Annotated in this window: 9 protein-coding genes; 1 reads left to right on the top strand and 8 read right to left on the bottom strand. The window is 73.8% G+C overall.

The genetic code is table 11. The features are described 5' to 3' along the window. Positions 1-124 precede the first annotated feature (124 nt). The 7 genes from ACIPUC_RS33465 to ACIPUC_RS33435 form a co-directional block, all read right to left on the bottom strand. Positions 125-631 carry a flavin reductase family protein gene (locus tag ACIPUC_RS33465; RefSeq protein WP_446594150.1) on the bottom strand — a complete coding sequence of 169 codons (507 nt, stop codon included), beginning with the start codon at positions 629-631 and terminating at the stop codon, positions 125-127. A gap of 23 nt (positions 632-654) precedes the next feature. Further along, positions 655-1,785 (bottom strand): LLM class flavin-dependent oxidoreductase, encoded by a 1,131-nt coding sequence (locus ACIPUC_RS33460; protein WP_446594149.1) that lies wholly within the window; start codon positions 1,783-1,785, stop codon positions 655-657. Then, positions 1,782-9,863 carry a hybrid non-ribosomal peptide synthetase/type I polyketide synthase gene (locus ACIPUC_RS33455; protein WP_446594148.1) on the bottom strand — a complete coding sequence of 2,694 codons (8,082 nt, stop codon included), beginning with the start codon at positions 9,861-9,863 and terminating at the stop codon, positions 1,782-1,784. The genes ACIPUC_RS33460 and ACIPUC_RS33455 overlap by 4 nt, the downstream gene beginning before the upstream one ends. Next, entirely contained in the window at positions 9,860-13,168 is a 3,309-nt protein-coding gene (locus ACIPUC_RS33450; RefSeq protein WP_446594147.1) for a type I polyketide synthase, read from the bottom strand. The genes ACIPUC_RS33455 and ACIPUC_RS33450 overlap by 4 nt, the downstream gene beginning before the upstream one ends. A 178-nt stretch (positions 13,169-13,346) precedes the next feature. Continuing rightward, entirely contained in the window at positions 13,347-18,740 is a 5,394-nt protein-coding gene (locus ACIPUC_RS33445) for an acyltransferase domain-containing protein (RefSeq protein WP_446594146.1), read from the bottom strand. Positions 18,741-19,020: 280 nt separating this feature from the next. Further along, a complete protein-coding gene (locus ACIPUC_RS33440) occupies positions 19,021-20,661 on the bottom strand; it encodes an MFS transporter (RefSeq protein WP_446594145.1) in 1,641 nt (546 codons plus the stop codon). 110 nt (positions 20,662-20,771) lie between these two features. Continuing rightward, positions 20,772-21,146, bottom strand: coding sequence for a cupin domain-containing protein (locus tag ACIPUC_RS33435; RefSeq protein WP_446594144.1), 375 nt, complete (start codon positions 21,144-21,146; stop codon positions 20,772-20,774). A 194-nt stretch (positions 21,147-21,340) separates the two neighbouring features. Here ACIPUC_RS33435 and ACIPUC_RS33430 point away from each other — a divergent pair, with 194 nt between their 5' ends. Then, positions 21,341-21,856: a MarR family winged helix-turn-helix transcriptional regulator gene (locus ACIPUC_RS33430; RefSeq protein ID WP_446594143.1), complete on the top strand. Its 516-nt coding sequence runs from the start codon at positions 21,341-21,343 to the stop codon at positions 21,854-21,856. A gap of 40 nt (positions 21,857-21,896) precedes the next feature. Here ACIPUC_RS33430 and ACIPUC_RS33425 read toward each other — a convergent pair whose 3' ends face one another. Beyond that, entirely contained in the window at positions 21,897-22,487 is a 591-nt protein-coding gene (locus ACIPUC_RS33425; protein ID WP_446594142.1) for a TetR/AcrR family transcriptional regulator, read from the bottom strand. Positions 22,488-22,538 lie beyond the last annotated feature (51 nt).

Below are 22,538 nucleotides of genomic sequence, written 5' to 3'. Positions count from 1 at the left end.
CGCAACCCGGCCGCTGTAGTCGCGCCGCCCCCCCCCCCCGCCGTGGAGCCGGGACGGGGATCACCCGTCCCGGCTCCACGCTTGTCCGCGCCCGCCCGGCGGATCACGCCGGGCGGGCGCGGGGTCAGGTGGCGGTCCTGAAGGCCCGCTGGTACCAGAGCAGCGGCCGGCCCGAGCCCTCCAAGCGCACGTCCAGCACCCGGCCGACCAGCAGGTCGTGGTCGCCCAGGGTGATCCGGTCCGCGAGCGCGCAGCGCAGCGCGAGCGCGTCGGGAACGTGCGGCAGGCCGGGGCTGTCCGGCCACTCCTCCAGCGGCGCGCCGGCGAACCGGTCGACGCCGCTGGTCGCGAAGCGGCCCGCGAGGTCGCGGTGCTCGTCACCGAGCACGTTGATCACGAACTCGGGGACCTGTGTCAGCGCCTCGTGGCAGCTGGAGGTGTGCGCGATACCGACCAGCACGAGGGGCGGCTCCAGCGACACCGAGGTCACCGCGCTGGCGGTGAATCCCCAGGGCCGGCCCTGGGCGTCACGCGTGGTGACCACGGTCAGCGGCGCCGCCAGCAGGGACATGGCTTCCTTGAAAGTCGCCCCGTCTACGGTGGGCCACTTCTCTTGCAGTTGGGTCGGCATGAGCACTCCGTCCGTGGGTGGGTTCAGCGGGGGGCCGTGGCCTGGGCCGCGGCCTCCCGGGCCTGTGCGGCAAAGCCGTCCTTGTTCTCCGAGACCCACTTCTGGGACGCGCGGCGGCTGTCGAGGGCGCCGGTGAAGTGCGGTGCCACGTAGCGGGCGAGCAGCTCGTAGCTGCGCTTGGTCTGCTCGCGGGTGGCCCAGTCCTGGGTGTTGACCAGCAGGGTGCCGAAGCCGCCGCTCTCGCGCTGCATGCGCTCGATGCCCTCGATGGCGTCCTCGACGGAGCCGATGATCGCCGTGTGGGTCTCGACGGCCACCTCGGCCTCGCGGCCCTCGGGCAGCTTCGCGGAGGCGCCGACGGTGTCGCGCACGTACTCGCGGAACCAGTGGCTCATCCCGGCGCGGACCTGGTCGAGGGCCTCCTCGCGGGTCTCCGCGATGTGCACGCAGATCGCCACGCGCCACTTGGAGCGGTCCACGGTCTGGCCGTACTTGGCGGCCTCCTCCTCACCGGCGGCCCACAGCTGGGCCAGCGGCGGCTCGGACATGCCCGGGCGGCCCGCGAAGGTCAGCGCCTCCAGGCCGTACCGGCCCGCCAGGCGCATGCCGCGCTCGGTGCCGGCGCTGGCGACGGCCATGTCGAACCGCGGCTTGGTGTACGGGCGCAGGTGCAGCATCGCGTCGCGCAGCTCGAACCAGTCGGTCTTCATGGTGACCGGCTCGTCGCCCTTGAACAGGCGCACGAGCGCCTCCAGCGACTCGGCCATCATGCGGCGCTGGTCACCGGCGGAGATGCCCATCATGTGGGCGTCGGCGGGCGAGACCCCGGCGCCCATGCCGAACATGGCACGCCCGCCGCTCTGGTGGTCCAGCTGCACGATGCGGTTGGCCGCGGTCAGCGGGTGGTGGTACGGCAGGCTCACCACGCCGGTGCCGAGCTTGATGCGGCGGGTGCGCTCGGCCGCGGCGGCGAGGAAGACCTCCGGGGAGCTGACCGTGGACCAGCCGCCCGAGTGGTGCTCGCCGACCCAGGCCTCGTCGAGGCCGAGCTCGTCGAGCCAGTGGATGAGGTCCAGGTCCCGCCAGAAGGCGGTGGTGGGGTCCTCGCCCAGGGAGTGGAAAGGAGGGATGAAAGCACCGAACTTCAGCGTCATGACTGTATTCCTTCGAGGGGTCGGGCCGCCGTGCCGGCGAGCCAGAGGGAGAGCTGGTCGGCCAGCTGCCGCAGGCGCGGCGACTGCATGACCGTGTAGTGGTCGCCCGGCAGCGCGACGTAGTGGAAACCGGAGGGGAACAGCTGGGACCAGGCGGCGACCGCCTCGTCCGTGGAGCCGTCCTCGGCGCGCAGGAACGCGGTCGCTCCCGCGTACGGCTGCGGCGCGTAGGACAGCAGGGCCCGGAAGTTGCGGGCGAAGCGGGTGTAGATCTCGCTGAACATCTCGAGACCGATCCCCGCGGGCAGGACGCCCTGTTCGGCCGCCTCGGAGTACAGGATCCCGAAGGCCGTCTCGGGGCAGTCCGCGGCGCGCAGCGGCTCCGGGTCCGGCTCCCACGAGGTGCCGGCCAGGCCGGCCAGGTCCCGGCCGAACCACGAGAGCAGCACGGCGTCGTCGATCTCCGCCCGCTCCGGGGCCGGGCCCGGGGGTTCGAGCAGGTCGATCACCGCGAGGTGCTCGACCTCGTGCCCGGCCGCGGTCAGCTGCTGGGCCATCTCCAGGGCGATGACCCCGCCCATGGACCAGCCGCCGAGCCGGTACGGGCCCTCGGGCACCGCGGCGGTGAGGGCGGCGGCGTAGTGCGCGGCCAGTTCGGGCACGGTCTCCAGGACCTCGTCGTCCGGCACCTGCAGGGCGTAGAACGGCTGGTCCTCGCCGAGCAGGCCGGCCAGTTCGCCGTAGCAGAGCACGTCTCCGCCGACCGGGTGGACGAAGAACAGCGGGGTCCGCGTACCGCCGGTGCGGATGGGCACCAGCGCGGTGCGGCGCACCGACCCGCCGGCCTCCCGTATCGCCGTGGCGAGCAGGGCGATCGTCGGCCGGGCGAACAGGGTGGACAGCGGCAGCGAACATCCGAGCCGCGCCCGGATCTCGGCCATCAGCCGGACCGCGAGCAGCGAGTTGCCGCCCAGGGCGAAGAAGTCGGTGTGCACGCCGAAGCCGGTCTCGGGGAAGAACTCGGACCAGACCGCGGCGAGTTCGCCCTCCGTCAGGTCCCGGGGGGCCTGCGCCGCGTCACCGTCGGCGGCGTCGGCGCCGGGCACCGGCAGCGAGGAGCGGTCGACCTTGCCGTTGGCGGTCAGCGGCAGCTCGTCGAGGATCAGGATGTACTGCGGGACCATGTACGAGGGCAGGGCCGCGCCGATCGTCTTCGCGAGCAGCTCGGGCGTCACCTCGCAGCTGCGGTCCTCGTCGAGGACGACGTAGGCCACCAGGCGCTTGGCGCCCTGGCGTTCGCCGACCGCGGAGGCGACCGCGGCGCGCACTCCGTCGCAGGCCAGCAGCGCGGCCTCGATCTCGCCGAGCTCGATCCGGTACCCCTGGATCTTGACCTGGAAGTCCTCCCGGCCCAGGAACTCGATGGTCCCGTCCGGCAGGTACCGGCCCAGGTCGCCGGTGCGGTACAGCCGCTCCCCGGTGGCCGGGTGGCGCAGGAACGCCGCCCGGGTCTTGGCCTCGTCGCCGAGGTAGCCGCGGGCCAGGCCCGCGCCGGAGATGTACAGCTGGCCGGGCACCCACACCGGGCTGGGCTGCATGGCCTCGTTCAGTACGTGGAACTGCTGGTTGAGCAGCGGCTTGCCGTACGGGACCGAGGTCAGCGACGGGTCGTCGCCACCGGTCACGCGGTGCGCGATCGACCAGATCGACGCCTCGGTCGCCCCGCCCAGGCTCCACACGGCCGCCTCGGGCACCAGCGCGGCGATGCGCTCCGGGAGGGTCAGCGGGATCCAGTCGCCGCTCATCATCACCGTGCGCAGCGGCAGGCTCCCGGTCATCCCGGCGGCCAGCGCGTGCTCGGTGAACATCTCCATCAGCGTCGGCACGCTGTTCCACACGGTGACCCCGTGCTCGGTGACCAGCTCGGCCCAGCGGCCGGGCTCGCGGTGCGCGTCCGGGGCCGGGAGCACGATCGCGCCGCCGGCGCCGAGGATGCCGAACACGTCGTACACCGACAGGTCGAAGTTGAGCGCGGACAGGGCCAGGACCCGGTCCTCCTGCGTGATGCCGAACCGCTCGTTGATGTCGAGACACGTGTTCAGGGCGCCCGTGTGCTCGATCATCACGCCCTTGGGCGTACCCGTGGAGCCGGAGGTGAAGATGACGTACGCGAGGTCGTCCGGGCGGGCGGCCGAGGCGGGCAGGCCGCCGGCCGGCACGGCCAGCGCCTCGGGGCCGTCCACGCACAGCCGTACGGTCCCCTCCGGCCACCGGATGCCGGCCTCGACGCGGCTCTGCGTCAGGACGAGGCGGATGCCGGACTTCTCGCACAGCAGCCGCAGCCGCTCGGCGGGCACCGCGGCGTCGATGGGCACGTAGGCGGCGCCCGCCTTCAGCACGCCGAGGGTGGCGGCGACCTGCTCCCAGCCCTTCTCCATCACGATGCCGACGAAGCTGCCGCGGCCGGCGCCCGCCTCCAGCAGCCAGCGGCCCAGCCGGTCGGTGTGCTCGTCCAGTTCGCCGTACGTCAGCTCGCGGCCGGGGGCGATCACCGCGACCCGCCCGGGGTGCGCGGCGGCCTGCGCGGCGAACGGCTCGTGCAGCAGCCCCGCGGGCAGCGGCCCGGCCGTCGCGTTGGCCGACCGGCGCACGTCGAGCTCGGCGGCCGGGACCAGGGCGGGCGCCGGGCGGCGCCAGGCGTCCTCCTCGACGCACAGGCCGCGCAGCACGTCGAGGTACGCCTCGAACATCGCGTCGATCATCCCGGCGGGGAAGAGCTCCTCGATGACGTCCCAGTTCACGATCAGCGCCCCGGCGTCCTCGACCACCTGGTGGTCGAGCCACACCTGGGGGGTGCGGATCGAGCTGGAGACCTCCTCGCCGCCCTCGCCGATGGCGGTGAGGTGCTGGGCCAGGCCCATCGAGGCCGCGGAGTCCTCCTTGGCCGCGAAGTTGACGGTGCTGGCGAACACGACCGGCATGTTGGCGCGGGCGTTTCCGCCGCGGGCCCGGTTGAGCTCGCGCAGCACCGCGACACCGCTGACGTGGCTGTGCTCCAGGTCGTTCCACAGCTGGCGCTGGATGCGCCCGGCCCGCTCGCCGAAGGCGACCGAGGCGGTGGAGTCGATCTCCAGCAGGGTGGTGGCGCTGAAGTTGCCGAGCACGCTGCCGACCTGCTCGTGCAGCGGCAGCCGGTTGAAGAACAGCACGTTCAGGGTGAAGCGGCTGGACTTGCTCCAGGAGGCCAGCACCTGGGAGTACGCCGTGCACAGCGCGGCCGACGGGGTGACGCCGGCCGCCGAGGCGTACGCCTTGAACCGGGACCAGTCCTCGGCCTCGATCCGGCTGGAGCGGTGGGTGAACGCCGGCGCCTCCAGCGAGCCCGGGTCGGCGGCCAGCGGCAGTTCGGGGGCCGGCGGCAGGGTGTCGAGCCGCTCGCGCCAGTAGGCGAGCGAGGCGGCGTGCAGGTCGGTCTCCTCGACCGCCTTGGCCGTCACCACGTAGTCCCGGTAGGTGAGCGGCACCTCGGGCAGCGCGCCGGCCTCGCCGCGGTAGGCGGCGGCCCACTCGCGGAACAGCATCGAGGTGCTCCACGCGTCGATGATCAGCGCGTCGAGTCCGATGTGCAGACGGGTGCGGCCCTCGGTGACGCGGGTGGCGCGGATGTCGAACAGCGGCCACACCGCCGTGTCGAAGACCTGCCCGGCGACCTCGTCGTGGAGTTCGGCCAGGCGCGCCCCGCGCTCCTCCTCCGCGCAGCCGCGCAGATCCGTCGTGCGGATCTCGTACGGGGCGACCTCGGGCAGCACCTTCTGGTAGCCGTCCTCGGTCATCACCGCGCGCAGCATGTCGTGCCGGTCGATCATCAGGCGCAGCGCGTCCTGCAGCCGGTCCACGTCCACCCCGTCGAGGTCGACCTCGATGAAGAAGTACGTGGAGACGTTGCCGAGTTCGAAGGCGCTGGAGCGGCCCACGAGGTAGGCCTGCTGGAGGTCGGTCAGCGGGAACGGCTCGTAGCGGGCCGCCTCGTCGCGGACCAGTTCCGGCAGCCGCCCGCCGCCCGTGGCGGGCTGCGTCGCGGCGCCCGGCGCACCCGCACCGGCCGGGGACTCCTCGGGGGTGCCGAGCGTCTCCAGGACCTGGTCGCCGAGCGTGCTGACGCTGCGGCCCTCCAGGAAGGCCACCAGCGGCAGGGAGACCCCGAGCGCGGCGGACAGCGCCTCCTTGACCTCCAGGGCCATCAGCGAGTCCAGGCCGAGGTTCTGCAGCGGCTCGTCGCGGTCCACCGCGTCCGGGGAGGTGCCCAGCGCGCGGGCGACCGTCGCCGCCAGCAGCTCCCGTACGCCCGCGGCGTCCAGCGGCTGCGGGGCGGCGGCCGCGGCGAGCGGGGCCGCGGCGGGCAGCGCGCGGGCGGCCGGGGCGGCGGCGCCCCCGGTCCGCAGCAGCTGGTCCTTCTCGGCGCGGCGCAGGCACACCCCGGTGGCCTCGACCACCGTGCGCCCCTGGGCGTCGTACAGCGCGGCCTCGGCGAGCAGCATCCCCTGCGGGTCGGGCGACGGCAGCAGCCGCACCCGGCAGTACGTCTCGCCCTGCGCCCCGGAGAACCCGTGGAAGGCGAACCGGTCGATGCCCACCAGCATGAACGTGGCGTCCGCCGGGGTGCCCTCGGGCAGGCAGGCGAACAGGGACTGGAACAGGGCGTCGGTCTGGCCGGGGTGCAGCCGGTAGCCGTCGGCCTCGCCAGGGCGCGGCGCGCGCATCTTCGCGACGGCCTCGCCCCCGCCGCTCCACACGTGCTCGATCCACTGGGCGGTGGGGCCGAGGTACAGCTTGCGGCGCCACATCCGGCGGTAGAACTCCTCGCCGGTGGTCTTCTCGGCGAGCGGGGCGCGCAGCGCGTCCAGGTCGGCCGCGGCCGGTGCGCCCGCAGGGAGTTCGGCCAGCTTGCCCTGCGAGTGCAGCAGCCAGCCGGCGCCGTCCCGCCGGGCGGAGTAGTAGCGGTACGCGGTGCGGCCGCCGGGCGCCGGATCCAGGACGAGCTGCACCCGGGCCCGCTGGTCCTCGTCGAGGATCATGCTCTGCAGGACCAGGCACTCCTCGATCAGCGCGCCCGCGCCGCCGCCGTCGGCCCGGGCGGCCTGAAGGGCCGACTCCAGGTAGACGCCGATGTTGACCACGGGCAGCCCGTCCATCACACAGTCGCCCAGACAGGGGTGGCCGGCGGTGTCGAGCACCGCCGCGTACTGGGTGGAATCCAGCGGCGAGGGCACCCGCTCGCCCAGCAGGCGCGGCGAGGGGGCCTCGTCCGCGGCGGGCACGCCCGACGCCGGGCGGGCGCTCGGCGTGAACCAGTGACGGGTGCGCTGGAAGGGGTAGGTGGGCAGCGCGGCGCGCCGCCGGCCCCGGCCCGCGTCGTACGCGGCCCAGTCCACCGGCGCCCCCAGCGCGTACAGGGCGCCCAGGCTGTCCAGCGCGACGCGGCCGTCGTCGTGGCCCTTGCGCAGCGACGGCAGGAAGACCGGGGCCTGGTCGCCGTCGCCCGCACCGGGCAGGAACCGCTTGGCCATGCCGGAGAGCGCGGGCTGCGGGCCGGTCTCCACGAACACGCGGAAGCCCAGCCCGTGCAGGGCGGTCATGCCCCGCAGGAAGTCCACGGGACGGCGGATGTGCTCGCGCAGATAGCCCGCCGAGAAGGCCTGCGGGCCGGTCAGCGGCTCACCGGTGACGTTGGAGACGACCGGGATGCGGGGGGCCGCGTACGTCAGGGCGGCCGCCGCGGCCTCGAACTCGTCCAGCACCGGGTCCATCAGCGGCGAGTGGAAGCCGCGGGTGACCGTGAGCCGCTTGGACTTGACGCCCGCCCCGGCCAGCTCGGCCAGCAGCACGTCCAGCGCCTTCGCGCCGCCGGACACGACCAGCGACTCGGGGCCGTTGACCGCGGCCACCGACAGTTCGCCCCCGTACGGCGCCAGCGCCTTCGCGAGCTGCTCCCCGGTGGTGAAGACCGCCGCCATGGCGCCCTCCACCGACAGTTCCTGCATCATGCTGCCGCGGCGCACCGCGAGGGTCAGCGCGTCCTCGAGGGACAGCACCCCCGCCACGCAGGCCGCGACGATCTCGCCGATGCTGTGGCCCAGCACGGCGCCCGGTTCGACGCCCCAGGAGCGCCAGAGCTCCGCGAGCGCGTATTCGACGGCGAACAGGGCCGGCTGGGTCCAGCGGGTCTCGTCCACCAGCGCGGCGTCGGCGGGCGCCGGGTGCAGCACGGAGAGCAGCGAGCGGTCCGTCAGGTCCGAGACGATGGCGTCGCAGCGGTCGATCGCGGCCCGGAAGACCGGCTCGCTCGCGTAGAGGCCCGCGCCCATGCCCGCGTACTGCGCGCCCTGGCCGGTGAAGAGGAAGGCCACCTTCGGCCGCGCGCCGCCGGGCACGTGTCCCGTGCGGACGCCCGCCGGCAGGATCGCGCCGGGCGCGTACGCGGCCAGCTTCTCCCGCATCTCCGCGGCGGAGCCGGCGACCGCGGCCAGCCGGTGGGGGAGGGGGGCGCGGCCGGTGGCGGCGGTGTGGCAGACGTCGGCGAGCGGGGCGGCGTCCGGGCCGTCCAGGTACGCGGCGTGGCGCGCGGCCAGGTCGGCGAGCGCGGCCGGGCTCTTGGCGGACAGGGCCAGCAGCTGCGCGGTGCGCTCGCCCCCGGCCTCTGCGGCGGGGCCGGCGGCCGGGGCCGCCGGCGCCTCCTCGACGACGAGGTGGGCGTTGGTGCCGCTCGCGCCGAAGGAGCTGATGCCCGCGAGACGGGGCTTGTCGCCGCGCGGCCAGGCCACGGCGGTGCGCGGGAAGGTGACCGAGAGGTCCTCGACGCCGATCTCCGGGTTGACCTCCTGGAGGTCCAGCTGCGCCGGGATCTCCTCGTGCTGCAGCGACAGCACGACCTTGATCAGCCCGGCGATGCCGGCGGCGGGCTCCAGGTGCCCGATGGTGCTCTTGACCGAGCCGACGACCAGCTCCTCGCCCGGCGCCCGGCCGCCCAGTACGGCGTCCAGGGCGCGCAGTTCCAGCGGGTCGCCCAGCGGGGTGCCGGTGCCGTGCGCCTCCACGTAGCCGATCTCCGCCGGTTCGACGCGGGCCGAGGCCAGCGCGGCGCGGATCACGTCCTGCTGCGCGGCGGCGTTCGGGACGGTGATGCCGGCGCTGCGGCCGTCCTGGTTGACGGCGGAGCCGCGGATGACGCCGAGGACGCGGTCACCGGCCGCCTGCGCGTCGGAGAGCCGCTTGAGGACGACGACTCCGCATCCCTCGCTGCGCACGTAGCCGTCGGCGCGGGCGTCGAAGGTCTTGCAGTGGCCGTCCGGCGCCAGCATGTTCGCCTTGTCGGCGATGGTGAACCACTCCGGCGACAGCAGGACGTTGACCCCGCCCGCCAGCGCCATGCCGGTCTCCCCGGCGCGCAGGCTCTGACACGCCAGGTGCACGCCGACCAGCGAGGACGAACACGCGGTGTCGACGGACAGGCTCGGGCCCTGCAGGCCCAGCCAGTACGAGAACCGGCCGGCCGCGAAGGTGGAGGCGTTGCTGGTGAGGCTGTACGCCTCCAGCTCGGCCGGGTCGATCTGCTGCATCTGGCGCTGCACGTAGTCGTACGTGGTGACGCCGAAGTACACCCCGGTGTCCGTGCCGGTCAGGCCGGCCGGCGAGATGCCCGCGTGCTCCAGAGCCTCCCAGCCCACTTCCAGCAGCAGGCGCTGCTGCGGGTCGAGGGTGGCGGCCTCGCGCGGCGAGATCCCGAAGAACGGGGCGTCGAAGCCGTCGACCCGGTCGAGGAAGCCGCCGAGGCGGCTGCCGTGCCGGGCGGTGTCCCAGCGGTCCTCGGGCACCTCGCGGATGCCGTCGCGGCCCGAGCTCAGGAACTCCCAGAACTCCTCGGGGGTCTCGGCGCCGCCGGGCATCCGGAGGGCCAGTCCGACGATGGCGATCGGCTCGGTGCGGGTGCGCTCGGCGGCGTCGAGCTCGGTGCGCAGGCGGCGGATCTCCCGCACGCTCTGGGCGAGTACGTTCTGCCGCTCGTGGTCTCTGTCGGTCATCGGGCTCCTCCGGCTGCGGGCGTCGGGGAACCGGACTCCGCGGCCAGCACGGCGAGGAGTTCGGCTTCGGAAAGGTCGTCGAGGGATGTGCCGTCCTCGGACCCGGAAAGGTCCGAAGGCGCCTGCGGTGGGGGGATGACAGCGGGTGTGGGTGCGGCGGACGGGGCCGTGGGGGCCTGCGGGCCGGCCTCGGCGGCCGCCCGTTCCGCCAGCGTCAGCAGATGCGCGGACAGCGCCTCCACCGACGGGTGTTCGAACATCACGGTCGCCGGGAGGCGGCGGCCGAGCAGGGTCTCCAGCCGGATGCGGGCATCGCGGGCGAGCGTGGAGTCCATGCCCATCTGGAAGAACCCGGCCGTCCGGTCGACCCGGTCGGGGCTCAGCTCCAGGGTCCCGGCCACCGCCGCGGACACCTGGGCCCGGACCAGCTCGGCGCGGGCCTCGCCCGGCTCGGGCACCGCACCGGCGGCGCAGGCGTCGACCGGCACCGGGCCGGCCGCGCCCGAGGAGCGGAACCAGAAGCTCTCGTGCTGCCAGGCGTACGCGGGCAGCGGTACGGGACGCGCGGGCGCCGCCGGGAGCAGCTCGGCCAGCCGGGCGGGCAGGCCGTGCGTGTGCAGGGCGGCCAGGATCTCCAGCAGGCCGTGGGACTCCGGCTCGTCGCGCCGCATGGACGGCAGGGCCAGGCCCTCGCGGCCGGAGTGCTCGAAGGCCTGCTCGACGGCGGACAGCAGCGTCGGGTGGGGGCTCATCTCGACGAACACCCCGTGGTCGCTGTCGATCAGCTGCCCCACGGCGTCCCAGAAGAGCACCGGCTCGCGCAGGTTGCCCGCCCAGTACGCGGCGTCGAAACCGGAGCCGTCGCACAGCTCGCCGGTGACGGTCGACAGGACCGGCACCTTGCCCGCGCGGGGCTCGATGCCCGCCAGCTCGGCCAGCAGGTCCTCGCGCAGCGCGTCGACCTGCGGGCTGTGCGAGGCCACGTCCACCTTGACGTGGCGGCAGAAGACGTTGCGGGCCCCCAGGGAGGCGGCGAGCTCGGCCAGCACCTCCGGGTCGCCGGAGAGCACCGTGGAGGTGGGGCTGTTGCTGACCGCGACCGAGACCCGGTCGCTGTGGTCCGCGACGAACTCGGCGGCCTGGTCGAAGGGCAGGCCCACCACCAGCATCGCGCCCTGCCCGCTGATGCGGCGCAGCAGGAAGCTGCGGCGGCAGATGATCCGGGCCGCGTCGTCCAGGCTCAGCACGCCGGCCACGTACGCGGCGGCGACCTCGCCCATGCTGTGGCCGACCACCGCGTCGGGTGTGACGCCGAAGGCCCGGGCCCGGGCGGCCAGTCCGACCGCGATGGCGAACAGGGCCGGCTGGATGACGTCGATCCGCTCCAGCGGCGCCCCGTCCTCCAGACCCATGATCGTGTCGATGACGGAGAACCCGCCGTCGGTCCAGCGCTTGAAGGCCTCGTCGCACTCGGCCACGGCGGCCTTGAACACCGGGCAGACGCGCATCAGTTCGCGGCCCATCCCGGCCCGCTGGGCGCCCTGGCCGGGGAAGACGAAGACGACCTTGTCGCTGATGCCGCCCCCGGTGCGGCCGGTGACCACGGAGGCCGGGGACTTGTCCGCCAGCCACATGTCCAGCCGCTCGGCGGCCTCGGCGTGCGTGCTCGCGGCGACCGCGAGCCGGTGCGGGTGGCGGGTGCGCCGGGTGGCGGCGCCGTGCACCAGCGCGGAGAACGGCTCCCGGCGCGTCTCCTTGGCCTGGAGGTGGTCGCGCCAGGCACGGGCCATCGGGACCAGCGCCTCGGCGGTGCCCGCGTAGACCGGCAGCAGCCAGGGGCCCTCCGCGGCCTGCGGCACCCGGGGGGCCGCCTCGCCCCGCGGCTGCGCGCCGTCGTCCTGCGGGGCCGGGCCCAGTACGACATGGGCGTTGGTGCCGCCCGCGCCGAAGGAGCTGACGGCGCCGTGCCGCCGCTCGTCCGGCTCGTCCCAGCTCGCCGCCTCGGTCGGGATGCGCAGCCGTCCGCCGCCGAGCGAGATGTGCGGGTTGACCTCCTCCAGGTGGAGGTGGGGCGCGATGGCCCGGTGGTGGATGCTCAGCGCCACCTTGATCAGGCCGGCCAGGCCGGCGCCCGCCTCCAGGTGGCCGATGTTGGTCTTCACCGACCCGAGCGCGCAGCTCCCGCCGCCCGCGTCCGCGCTCCCGTACACCTCCTGCAGCGCCTCGACCTCGATCGGGTCGCCGAGGCTGGTGCCCGTGCCGTGTGCCTCCAGCAGGGTGACCTGCGAGGGCTCGAGGCGGGCGGAGCGCAGCGCCGCCTTGATGACATCGCGCTGGGACAGGCCGCTGGGCGCGGTCAGGCCGTTGGTCAGGCCGTCCTGGTTGACGGCGGAGCCGCGGATGACGGCCCAGATCCGGTCGCCGGCCGCGACGGCGTCCGAGAGCCGCTTCAGGACGAGCACACCGACGCCCTCGCCGCGGGTGTAGCCGTCGGCCCTGGCGTCGAAGGTCTTGCAGCGGCCGTCGGGCGCGAGCGGCAGGCCCTTGGAGTGGGCCACCGTCATCGTCGGCGAAAGGATGATGTTCATCCCGGCGGCGACCGCGGTGGAGCACTCCTGGGCGCGCAGGGACTGGCAGGCCAGGTGCACGGCCACCAGCGAGGACGAGCAGGCCGTGTCGACGGTCATGCTCGGGCCGCGCAGGTCGAGCTGGTACGAGAGCCGGTTGGAGATGATGCAGTTGGTGCCGCCGACGACGGTGTACGTGTCGAGGCCGGCCGGGTCCTCGAGCTGCATCTGCAGGTAGTCGGTGGCGTTGGCGCCGACGAACACGCCCGTCGCGCTGCCCTGCAGCTTCTCCCGCGGCAGGCCCGCGTCCTCCAGGGCCTCCCACGCCACCTCCAGGAAGTGCCGCTGCTGGGGGTCCATGCGCGCGGCCTCGCGCGGGGAGATGCCGAAGAAGTACGGGTCGAAGCGGTCCACCCCGTCGATGAACCCGCCGAAGCGCATGGTGGTGCGGCCCGGGGCGTTCGGGTCGGGGTCGTAGTAGGCGTCGGCGTCCCAGCGGTCGCCGGGCACACCGGTGATCGCGTCGGTGCCGGAACTGATCATCTGCCAGAAGTCGCCGGGGGAGCCGACCCCGCCCGGCAGCCGGCAGCCCATGCCGACGATGGCGACGGGCTCGTGGCGCTTCTGCTCCAGAGCGTCCAGCCGGCCCCGCAGCATGCGGACGGCGGACAGTGCCTTGACGAGGGCGTCCCCGGAGCGGTCTTCGGCCGGGGCGGCCCCGGTGGCGGTGCTGCTCATCTCAGTCCCTTTACTTGGAAACCCTCGGCCCTCGGCCAGGGGTGGCGGTACCGGATCGGGACCGCCCCTGGGAGTCCAGGGCGGCTGGGGCGGTCTGTGGTGACGCGGGAAACCCCACGCGTGAGGGTGGGATGTGGGATCCCCCTCCCCCTCAGGGAGGGGGAGGGGGCGAGCCGACCTAGAAGGTCTCCATCCGCTCGCTCAGTTCCGCGAGTTCACGTGCGAGGAGGGCCTCGAGGCTCTCCGGGTCTGCTTCGCCCTCCGCCGCCGCCGGGAGGACCGGGGCTTCGGCCGCGGGGCCGGGTTCGGGGGCCTCGTCGCCGTCGAGTGCGATGGCCGCCTTGCCGGCCAGGAACGGCGCGATGTCCCGTACGGTCGGGTAGTTCCAGATGAGCGTGGCCGACAGCTCCACGCCGAAGGCCGCCTCCAGGCGGTTGCGCAGCTCCAGCGACATCAGCGAGTCGATGCCGAGGGAGCGCAGCGGGGTGTCCGGATCGATGCGGCGGGCGGGGAGCTTGACCACCTGCGCGGTGATCTCCCGTACGGCGGTCTCGAACGCGGCCCGCCGCTGCGCCACGGGCAGTTCGGCCAGTCCGGCGGCGGTCGCCCCGTCCGCCGGTCCGCTCTGGGCCTCGTTCTGGTCCGCGGCGAGGACGGGTACGGAGTCCAGCCGGACCACGCGCAGCCCCTCGGCCTCGGCCAGCAGGGCGCCGTCGGCGGACAGGATCCGTACGCGGGCCTGCCAGTGGCGGTCGTCGGCCCGCTCGCACTGCGCGTACGCCCACAGCTCGCCCGCGAGGGCTCCGTACACCCGCAGCCGTCCGATGGACTCACTGACGAAGCACTGGGTGACGCCCTCGCCCCAGGCGGCGCCCAGCAGCGGGGCCACGGCGGACTGCAGGGCGGAGTCGAGCAGCGAGGGGTGCACCCGGTAGCCGGGGTCGGCGGGCAGGGCGGCCGGGTCGGGCGCGATCCGGGCCAGGGCGGCGCCTTCGCCGCGCGAGACGCCGGTGATCCCCTGGAAGGCGGGCCCGTAGCCCAGCCCGCAGGCGGCGAGCGCCCGGTAGTAGGCCGGGCCCTCGAGGGTCTCGGCCAGCGGACCGGCCAGCGCGGCGAGATCGACGGGCTCGCCCGGATCCTGCGCTGCGCCGAACAGCACCCGGGTCTCGGCCACGCACAGCGGGCCGTCGTCCTCGCGGACGAAGAAGCGGATCTGCGCCCGCTCGCCGTCCGAGCCGTCCGAGCCCTCCAGTACGGCCTGCACCCGGCGCACGCCCTGCGCGGGCAGGATCAGCGGCTCCCGGAAGGCGAACTCCTCCAGTACGGGCTCCTCGCCCGGCCGGACCTGGGCGCACATCGCGAGCGCCATCTCGGCGAATCCGGCGCCCGGCAGGACCGCGGCCCCGCCGATGCGGTGGTCCGATGCGGTGGCGGCCGAGCTGTCGAAGTCCATCTGCCAGTAGTGCGTCCCCGGGGCGACGGGGGAGTCGAGGCGCTCGCCGAGCAGGCCGCGGCGCAGCGCCCGGCCGCCCGCGGCAGCGCCCGCAGCGCCGCCGCCCGGGCCGGTGGCGTCGATCCAGAACCGCTCCCGCTGCCACGGGTAGTGGGGCAGCTTCGCCCCGGCGGGGGCCGGGGTCAGCGCGCGGTCCACGCGGGCCGGGGCGCCCAGGACGTGCAGCCGGCCCAGCGAGCCGAGCAGGCTGTCGCGTTCCTCCTCGCGGCGGCGCAGCGAAGGCAGCGCTGCCACGGCCGTACCGCTCTCGGCGGCGACCTGCTCCACGGCGGGCAGCAGGATCGGGTGCGGGCTCATCTCGATGAAGACGCTCACGCCGTCCTCGACGAGGCGGGCCACCTGGTCGGCGAAGAGCACCGGCTCGCGCAGGTTGTCGGCCCAGTAGCGGATGTCCATCTCGGTGCCGGAGGCCACCGATCCGGTCACCGTCGAGTAGACGGGGACGGTTCCGGCCCGCGGGGCGATGCCGTCCAGCGCGGACAGCAGGTCCTCGCGCAGCGGGTCCATCTGCGGGCTGTGGGAGGCCACGTCCACCTTGACCCAGCGGCAGAAGACCTGGTCGGCCTCGAGCCGGGCCGCGATCGCGGCGAGCGCGTCGCGGTCGCCGGACAGCACGGTGGAGCGGGGGCTGTTGTTCACGCCGACCGACACCAGGTGCTCCTGGCCGGCGAGGAGCTCGCGGGCCTGGTCCATCGTCAGCTCGCAGGCGAGCATGGCGCCCTGGCCGGCCGCGCGGCGCAGCAGCAGGCTGCGGCGGCAGATGATCCGGGTCGCATCCTCGATGCCCAGCGCGTCGCTGACGTGCGCGGCGGCGACCTCGCCCATGCTGTGCCCGATGACGGCGTCGGGCTCGATGCCCCAGGAGCGCCACAGCGCGGCGAGCGCGACCTCGACGGCGAACAGCACGGGCTGGACGACGTCGATGCGGGTCAGCTGCGAGCTCTCCTCGCCGGCGCACAGCTCGTCCTCGATCGACCAGTCGATCCAGGCCCGGGCAGCGGCGTCGGTGGTACGGATGGACGCGGCGAAGGCGGGCTGCGTGCGCAGCAGTTCGCGGCCCATCCCGATCCACTGGGAGCCCTGGCCGGGGAAGACGAACGCGATCCGGGGCCGGGACTCGGCCGGCTTCGCGCCCTCGTACAGCTGCGGCGGCCGCTCGCCGTCCGCGTGGGCGGCCAGTGCCTCGGCGAGCTCGGCGGTGTCCCGGGCGACGAGGGAGAGGCGGTAGGGGTGGTGGGCCCGCTCCAGGCCGGCGCGGGCCAGGGCCGGCAGCTGCGCAGTGTCCCGGGCCGCGGCGGCGGCCACGGAGCGGGAGAGCTCCCGCAGGGCCTGCGGGGTGCGGGCGGAGAGGGTGAACAGCTCGGCGGTGGGCGGCCGTTCGCCCGGCAGCCGCACCTCGAAGCCGAGTTCTGCGAGGGCGGCGAGCGTCTCCACCAGGCCCGCGCGGTCGTCGGGGCCCTCGCGGCGCATGGTGGCCAGTACGGCCGCGGTGCCGCCGTACTCCTCGGCGGACTGGCGCAGCGCGGGGGCCAGCACCGGGTTGGCGCTGATCTCGACCAGTACGCCGGTGCCGCGGGTCAGCAGATGGGCGGTGGCCGGGGCGAGCAGCACGGGCCGGCGCAGGTTGCGGACGAAGTACGAGGCGTCCGCCTCCCGCCAGTCGAGCGGTTCGCCCGTCACGGAGGAGATCATCGGGATGCGGCCGGGCCGCGGGGTGAGCGTGCCGATGGCCGCTTCGAGGTCGGCGGTGATCGGGTCGATGCCCGCGCTGTGGGCCGGCAGGTCGACGCGGATCATGCCGCACAGGACGCCCTCGGCCTTCAGGTCGGCGACCAGGGCCTCCAGCGCGGCGCGCGGGCCGGCGAGGCCGGTGGTGCGCGGGCCGTTCTGGGTGGCGACGGAGATCTCCCGGCCGCCGACCCGGTCGTCGATGCGCTGCTGGATGTCGGCGGCGGAGAGCTCGACGACGGCCATGCCGCTGCCGGAGCCGGCGACCCGGCGCTGCTGGTCGCTGTAGTGGTGGATCAGGCGCACCGCGTCGGGGAGGTCGAGGATGCCGGCGATGACGGCGGCGGCGACTTCTCCCAGGCTGTGGCCGACGACGGCGTCCGGGCGGACCCCGGCGGCCTCGAGCCAGGCGGCGATGCCGACCTGGATGGCGAAGAGCACGGGCTGCATCACGCCGACGTCGCCGCTGCGGGCCGTGTCCTCGCCGGCGTGCAGTTCGTCGAGCAGTGACCACCCGGTGTGGCGGGCGAGTTCGCGGTCGCACTCCTCGAGTACGGAGCGGAAGACCGGTTCGGTACGGAGCATGGTGCGGGCCATCCCGATCCACTGCTGACCGTACGGGGAGCATACGAAGGCCACCTGTGGGCGGCGGCCGGCGGGAACGGCTTCGGTGCCGGTGCCGGGTCTCTCCTGCAGGGTCAGCGGCGCGGGCGCGGTGTGGGCCTCGAGGACGACGTGCACGTTGGTGCCGCCCCAGCCGAAGGCGCTCACCCCGGCCCGGGCCGGGCCCTGCCCGGTTTCGGGCCACGGCTCCTCGGCCGCGGGGACGCGCAGGCGGAGCTCGTCGAAGGGGATGTGCGGGTTGGGCGTCTCGAAGTGGATGCTGGGCGGGATGCGGCGGTGGCGCAGCGCGAGGGCCGTCTTGACCACTCCGGCGATGCCGGCTGCCGCCTCCAGGTGGCCGATGTTGCTCTTGACCGACCCGATGCGCAGCGGCGCGTCCCGGTCGCGGCCGCGGCCGTAGACCGCCCCGAGCGCGGTGGCCTCGACCGGGTCGCCGAGCGCGGTGCCCGTGCCGTGGGTCTCGACGTACTGGACCTCGGCGGGGGAGATGCCGGCCTGGCGGCAGGCGGCGCGCAGCACGGCCTCCTGGGCGAGGGGGTTGGGGGCGGTGAGTCCGTTGCTCAGGCCGTCGTTGTTGGCGGCCGTACCGCGGATCGTGCACCAGATGTCGTCGCCGTCGGCCAGTGCCCTGGACAGCGGCTTGAGGACGACGGCCCCGGCGCCCTCGCCGCGGCCGAAGCCGTCGCCGCGCGCGTCGAAGGCCTTGCAGCGGCCGTCCGGGGAGAGGCCGCCGAACTTGCTGAGCGAGACCATCGTCTCCGGGCTCAGCAGCAGGTTCACCCCGCCCGCGACGGCGGTCTCGGACTCGCCGGACCAGATGCTCTGGCAGGCCAGGTGGACCGCGAGCAGGGACGAGGAGCACGCGGAGTCCAGGACGACGCTGGGGCCGGTGAGCCCGAGGACGTAGCTGAGCCGGTTGGCGACCATGTTCAGGGCCCGGCCGGTGGCGGAGTGCAGGGAGGCGCCGGCGGGGTCGGCCGCGCCGAGGTCGGCGTAGTCGTGCCAGATCGCTCCGGCGAAGACGCCGGTCGCGGTGCCGGACAGCCGGCCGTCGGAGAGGCCCGCGTCCTCCAGCGCCTCCCAGGCGACCTCGAGGAAGAGCCGCTGCTGCGGGTCCATCTCCTGTGCCTCGCGCGGGGATATGCCGAAGAAGAGCGGGTCGAAGGCGTCCACCGGGCCGCGCAGGAAGCCGGCCTGGGAGGTCACCATCTTTCCGGCGGCGGCCGGGTTGGCGTCCAGGTAGGCGGCGGCGTCCCAGCGCTCGGCGGGAACCTCGCTCACCGCGTCGGTGCCCGAGCGCAGCAGCTCCCAGAACTCCCCGAGGCTCTCGGCCTGCGGGAGGCGGCACGCCATGCCGGTGACGGCGATCGGCTCGCGCTCCCGGGAAGCGGCCCGGAAGGTGTCCGGGAGCTCGGCGGGCGCGTCGGGCTCGCCCGCGACGACGCGGGCGGCCAGCGCCGCGATGCTGGGGTGGGACCACATGAGCGCAGGGGAGAGCCGGGTGCCGGTCCGCTCCGAGAGGTCGCCCATGAGGGCGACGGCGCGCATCGAGTCGATGCCGATGGTCGAGAAGAGGTCGTCGTCGCGGATCTCGCCGGGGGCGCGCCCCGACCGTACGGCGATCTCGCTCCGCAACCAGTGCGATACGGCCTCGACGGTGTCCATACGGGACGCGTCGGTGTGCCCGGAACCCTTGCCCATCTGCATGAGAACCCCCTCCGTTTGTACATAACGTGGAAACACTTGAGCGCTGATGGATCGTTCTTCGACCTCCCGCGCGGGCGGGACGGCTTGTCCTGGCATGTCCGGCATGCGGTCAACAGGCCTTGGAATAAAGGAAGTTGCGTTCCGTTTGGCGGCAGCTGAAGTGGGGGGAAGGGCGGCCGCCGCGGCTCTGTGGGGAAGGCGCGGGTTGTGAGGGGACGACAGTGCCCGCCGACCCCGAAGGGGCGGGCGGGCACTGAAGGGCGGCGCGGCGCGCGCCGGGTCAGGGACGGAGGCTCGGCTCGTCCTTCGCCGGGGCGGGCGGGGCCGCGGGGGTACCCGGTGCCGTGGCACCCGGCGCCGGAGCGCCGGGGGCCGTGGCACCCGGGGCGGCCGCGCCCGGCGGGGGTCCGGGCGGGGCCGGCGGGGTCTTGGGGAGCCAGCGCAGGGCCACGAGGACCGAGGCGAGGGCGACACCGGCGACGACGAACAAGGTGGACTGCATGCCGCTGACGTAGGCGTCGGAGGCCTTGGCCAGCAGGGCCGGGGCCTGGTCGCCGAGCTTGGCGGCCTGGACGGCGCGCACGGTGCCGCCGATGGATCCGGCGGCCTCCTCGCGCAGGGCCTCCGGCAGGACGTTCACCGCGTCACCGATCGAGGAGCGGTAGCCGGAGCTCAGCAGGCTTCCGATGATCGCGATGCCGAGGGCGCCTGCCACCTGGCGGGCGGTCTGAGAGACCGCCTGGCCCGCGCCGGCCTTGACCGGAGGCACGACGGACATCAGCGAGGCGGTGGCGGGAGCCATGATGGAGCCCCAGCCGACGCCCAGGACCAGCTGTGCGACGACCAGCAGCCAGGTCGGCGTACCGGCGTCGAAGAAGGCCGCGCCCACCGCGGACAGGGCGATGGCCGCGGACCCCGCGGCGACCACGGCGCGGGGGCCGAACTTCATGACGAGCTTGGGGCAGCGGGCCGAGACGACCATGGAGGCGATGCCCATGGGCAGGACCAGCAGGCCCGATTCCAGCGGCGAGAAGCCGAGGACGGCCTGGAAGTAGAACTGCGAGATGAAGATCGAGCTGATGAGCGCGAAGAAGCACAGGGCGATGGCGCCGGTGCCGGCCGAGAAGCGCGCGTTCTTCAGGAGGCTGACGTCGAGCGAGGGAGCGGCGGTCTTCTTCTCGAAGAGGACCAGCGCGACGAGCAGGACCAGGCCGCCCGCGATGGCGCCGAGGGCCCCGGTGCTCGTCCAGCCGTCCTCGCCCGCGAGGACGATCCCGTAGACCAGCAGGCCGACGGAGACGATCGACAGCAGCACGCCGAGCGGGTCGAACGCGGTGCGGACCGGGTTCTTCGACTCGGGGACCAGCGCGATCATCAGGGCGACCGCGATGGCGATGAGCGGGGCGTTGATGAGGAAGATGGAGCCCCACCAGAACGCCTCGAGCAGCACGCCGCCGAGCACCGGACCGACGGCCATGGCCACACCGGCGGCCGCGGCCCAGCCCGCGATGGCCTTGGGGCGCTCGGCCGGCGGGAAGACGTTCATGAGGATGGCGAGGGTCACCGTGGGCACCACGGCCGCGCCCACGCCCATGACGGCGCGCCAGATGATGAGTTCGACGATGTCGGTCGCGAAGGCGCCGAGCACCGAGCTGACACCGAACAGGACGAGGCCGGTGATCAGTGTCTTCTTGCGGCCGAACCGGTCGGCGCACACGCCTCCGGTGAAGAGGAACGCCGCGAAGGTGATCAGGTACGAGTCCAGCGCCCACTGGAGCTCGCCGTTGGTCGCGTCAAGGCTCTGCTGGATGGGATTGAGCGCGACGTTGATGATCGTGAGGTCCATGACCACGATCAGCACCGTCGATGCGAGCAGAGCCAGGATCGCCCGGCGGCGCCCGCTGCTGACTTCGGGATTCATTGCCCGTCCTTCGTTGAGTTTTTCCTCTGATGGCCGCTGCCGCGGTCCGCGCTGCCAGGCAGGCAGCGCGGACCGCGGTTCGGTTCAGCTCGCCGGGCCGCCGGGAACTGCTACTCGGCCCAGGGGAGCGGAATCTTCTTGTCCTCGTTGCCCGGCATGCTGGCCTTGCCGCCGACGGCCATGGCGACGAGCGCCTGGGTGTCGCCGACCGCGGTGAGCTGACGCACGGCGCCGCCGGGGATCGCCAGGGCCTGGCCGGCCTTGACCTCCGCGTCCTCGCCGTCGACGGTCACCTTGAAGGCGCCGGACAGGGGCATCCAGACCTGCTCGCGGTCGATGATGTGGACCGGGGTCGCGGAGTCCGCGCCGAGCTCCACGCGCCAGGTGCTGACCTCGGTGCTGCCCTGGCTGGGGGCGGCGAGGCCGAACATCGCACCCGACGGGGTACGGGTAGTCCGCTGCTCGCTCTCGCTGACCACGTTCATTGCGACCTCCTGTGTAAAGAAGCTTTACTTCGCTTGCTCCACGAGTAAAGCTGCTTTAGTCGTGGGTGTCAAACGGCAAAGAGGGCCGCGCCGAGACTGTTCCCCCTGGTAACCGAGAACCGCTCGAGTCCCGCTCGAGGACGGGAGGGGTCGTGGGAGTAAAGCGTCTTTCCAAGGTGTGGCAGCATGTCCAGATGGAGTCCACAGCAGAGACCGGAAGCACCGGAGCGGAAGCACGCCAGGCGGCAGACCCGCTGGCCAGGGCCGAGCTGACCTATCTGCTCGGCATGTCCTTCCAGCTCGTCCTGTCCGAATTCGTATCCCGCCTCGACGCGGCCGGGTACGACGACCTGAGACCGGTCCATGGACTGGTGTTCCAAGCCCTCTACGGCGAGGGCGCCACCAGCAGCGAGCTCGCGGAGCAGCTCGGCGTCACCAAGCAGGCGGCCGGCCAGATCGTCGACGACCTCTCCGCCCGCGGCTACGTGGAGCGGCGCCCCCACCCGGCGGGCGGGCGGCGCAAACTCGTCGTCCTGACCGACCGGGCGCTGGAGCACCTCGCGGTCGCCGGGCGCGTCATGTTCGACATGGAGAGCGAACTCGACGCACGCCTCGGAGCCCAGAACCGCCGCGTCCCGCGCGCCGAACTCGCCGCCCTCATCAGGGCCATGGCCGACGGCGACCTGCCCCCGCTGCGGCCGCTGTGGTGAACGGCCCGGCCCGCCCGGTGCGGGTGGGCCGGGCCCTGGCTCACGGGTGGTGGGCCTGCGTGATGAGGTCCGTCGCGCTCGCCAGGGCCGCCAGGCGGGTCTGCTCCGGGTCGCCCTCCACGTGCTGGAGGTACATCATCCCGGCCTGCAGTGTGAACAGGGCGCTCAGGCACCGCACTTGATCGGTGAGCGGGCCGTCCTGGGTGCGGAGCAGCTCCACCAGCTGGGACATCCAGTCCTTCACGGTTTCGCCGATGGTCAGTTCGCGCATCGTCGCCTGGTTCTCCTGCATGAACCGGAACAGGGAGGCTCCGGCCCCCATCGACTCGCTGTAGCGGCGCAGCACCTCCCGCTTGGTCTCCAGGGTGGGCGGCTGCTCCCTGGCCCAGGCGATCAGCTCGTCGATGGGCCGCGTCAGGTCCTGGAAGACGCTGACGATGATGTCTTCCTTGGTCTTGAAGTGGTAGTACAGCGCCGCCTTCGTGACCTCCAGCCGCTCCGCGATCTCGCGCAGCGAGGTCTTCTCGTACCCCTGCTCGACGAAGAGCTCCAGCGCGACATCCTGGATCCGCTGGCGGGTGTCCCCGCGCCGTCCCTGCGAACCGCCGCTCTGTGAAGTGCTGTTGGCCATTGGCTCTCCCCACTCCCGCGAACTTACTTGACGCCCGGCTAGTTAGCGGCT

Source organism: Streptomyces sp. LARHCF249 (genome assembly GCF_052871255.1).
Note: the sequence above shows the minus strand (reverse complement) of the source record. Positions and strands in the feature narration are given on the sequence as shown.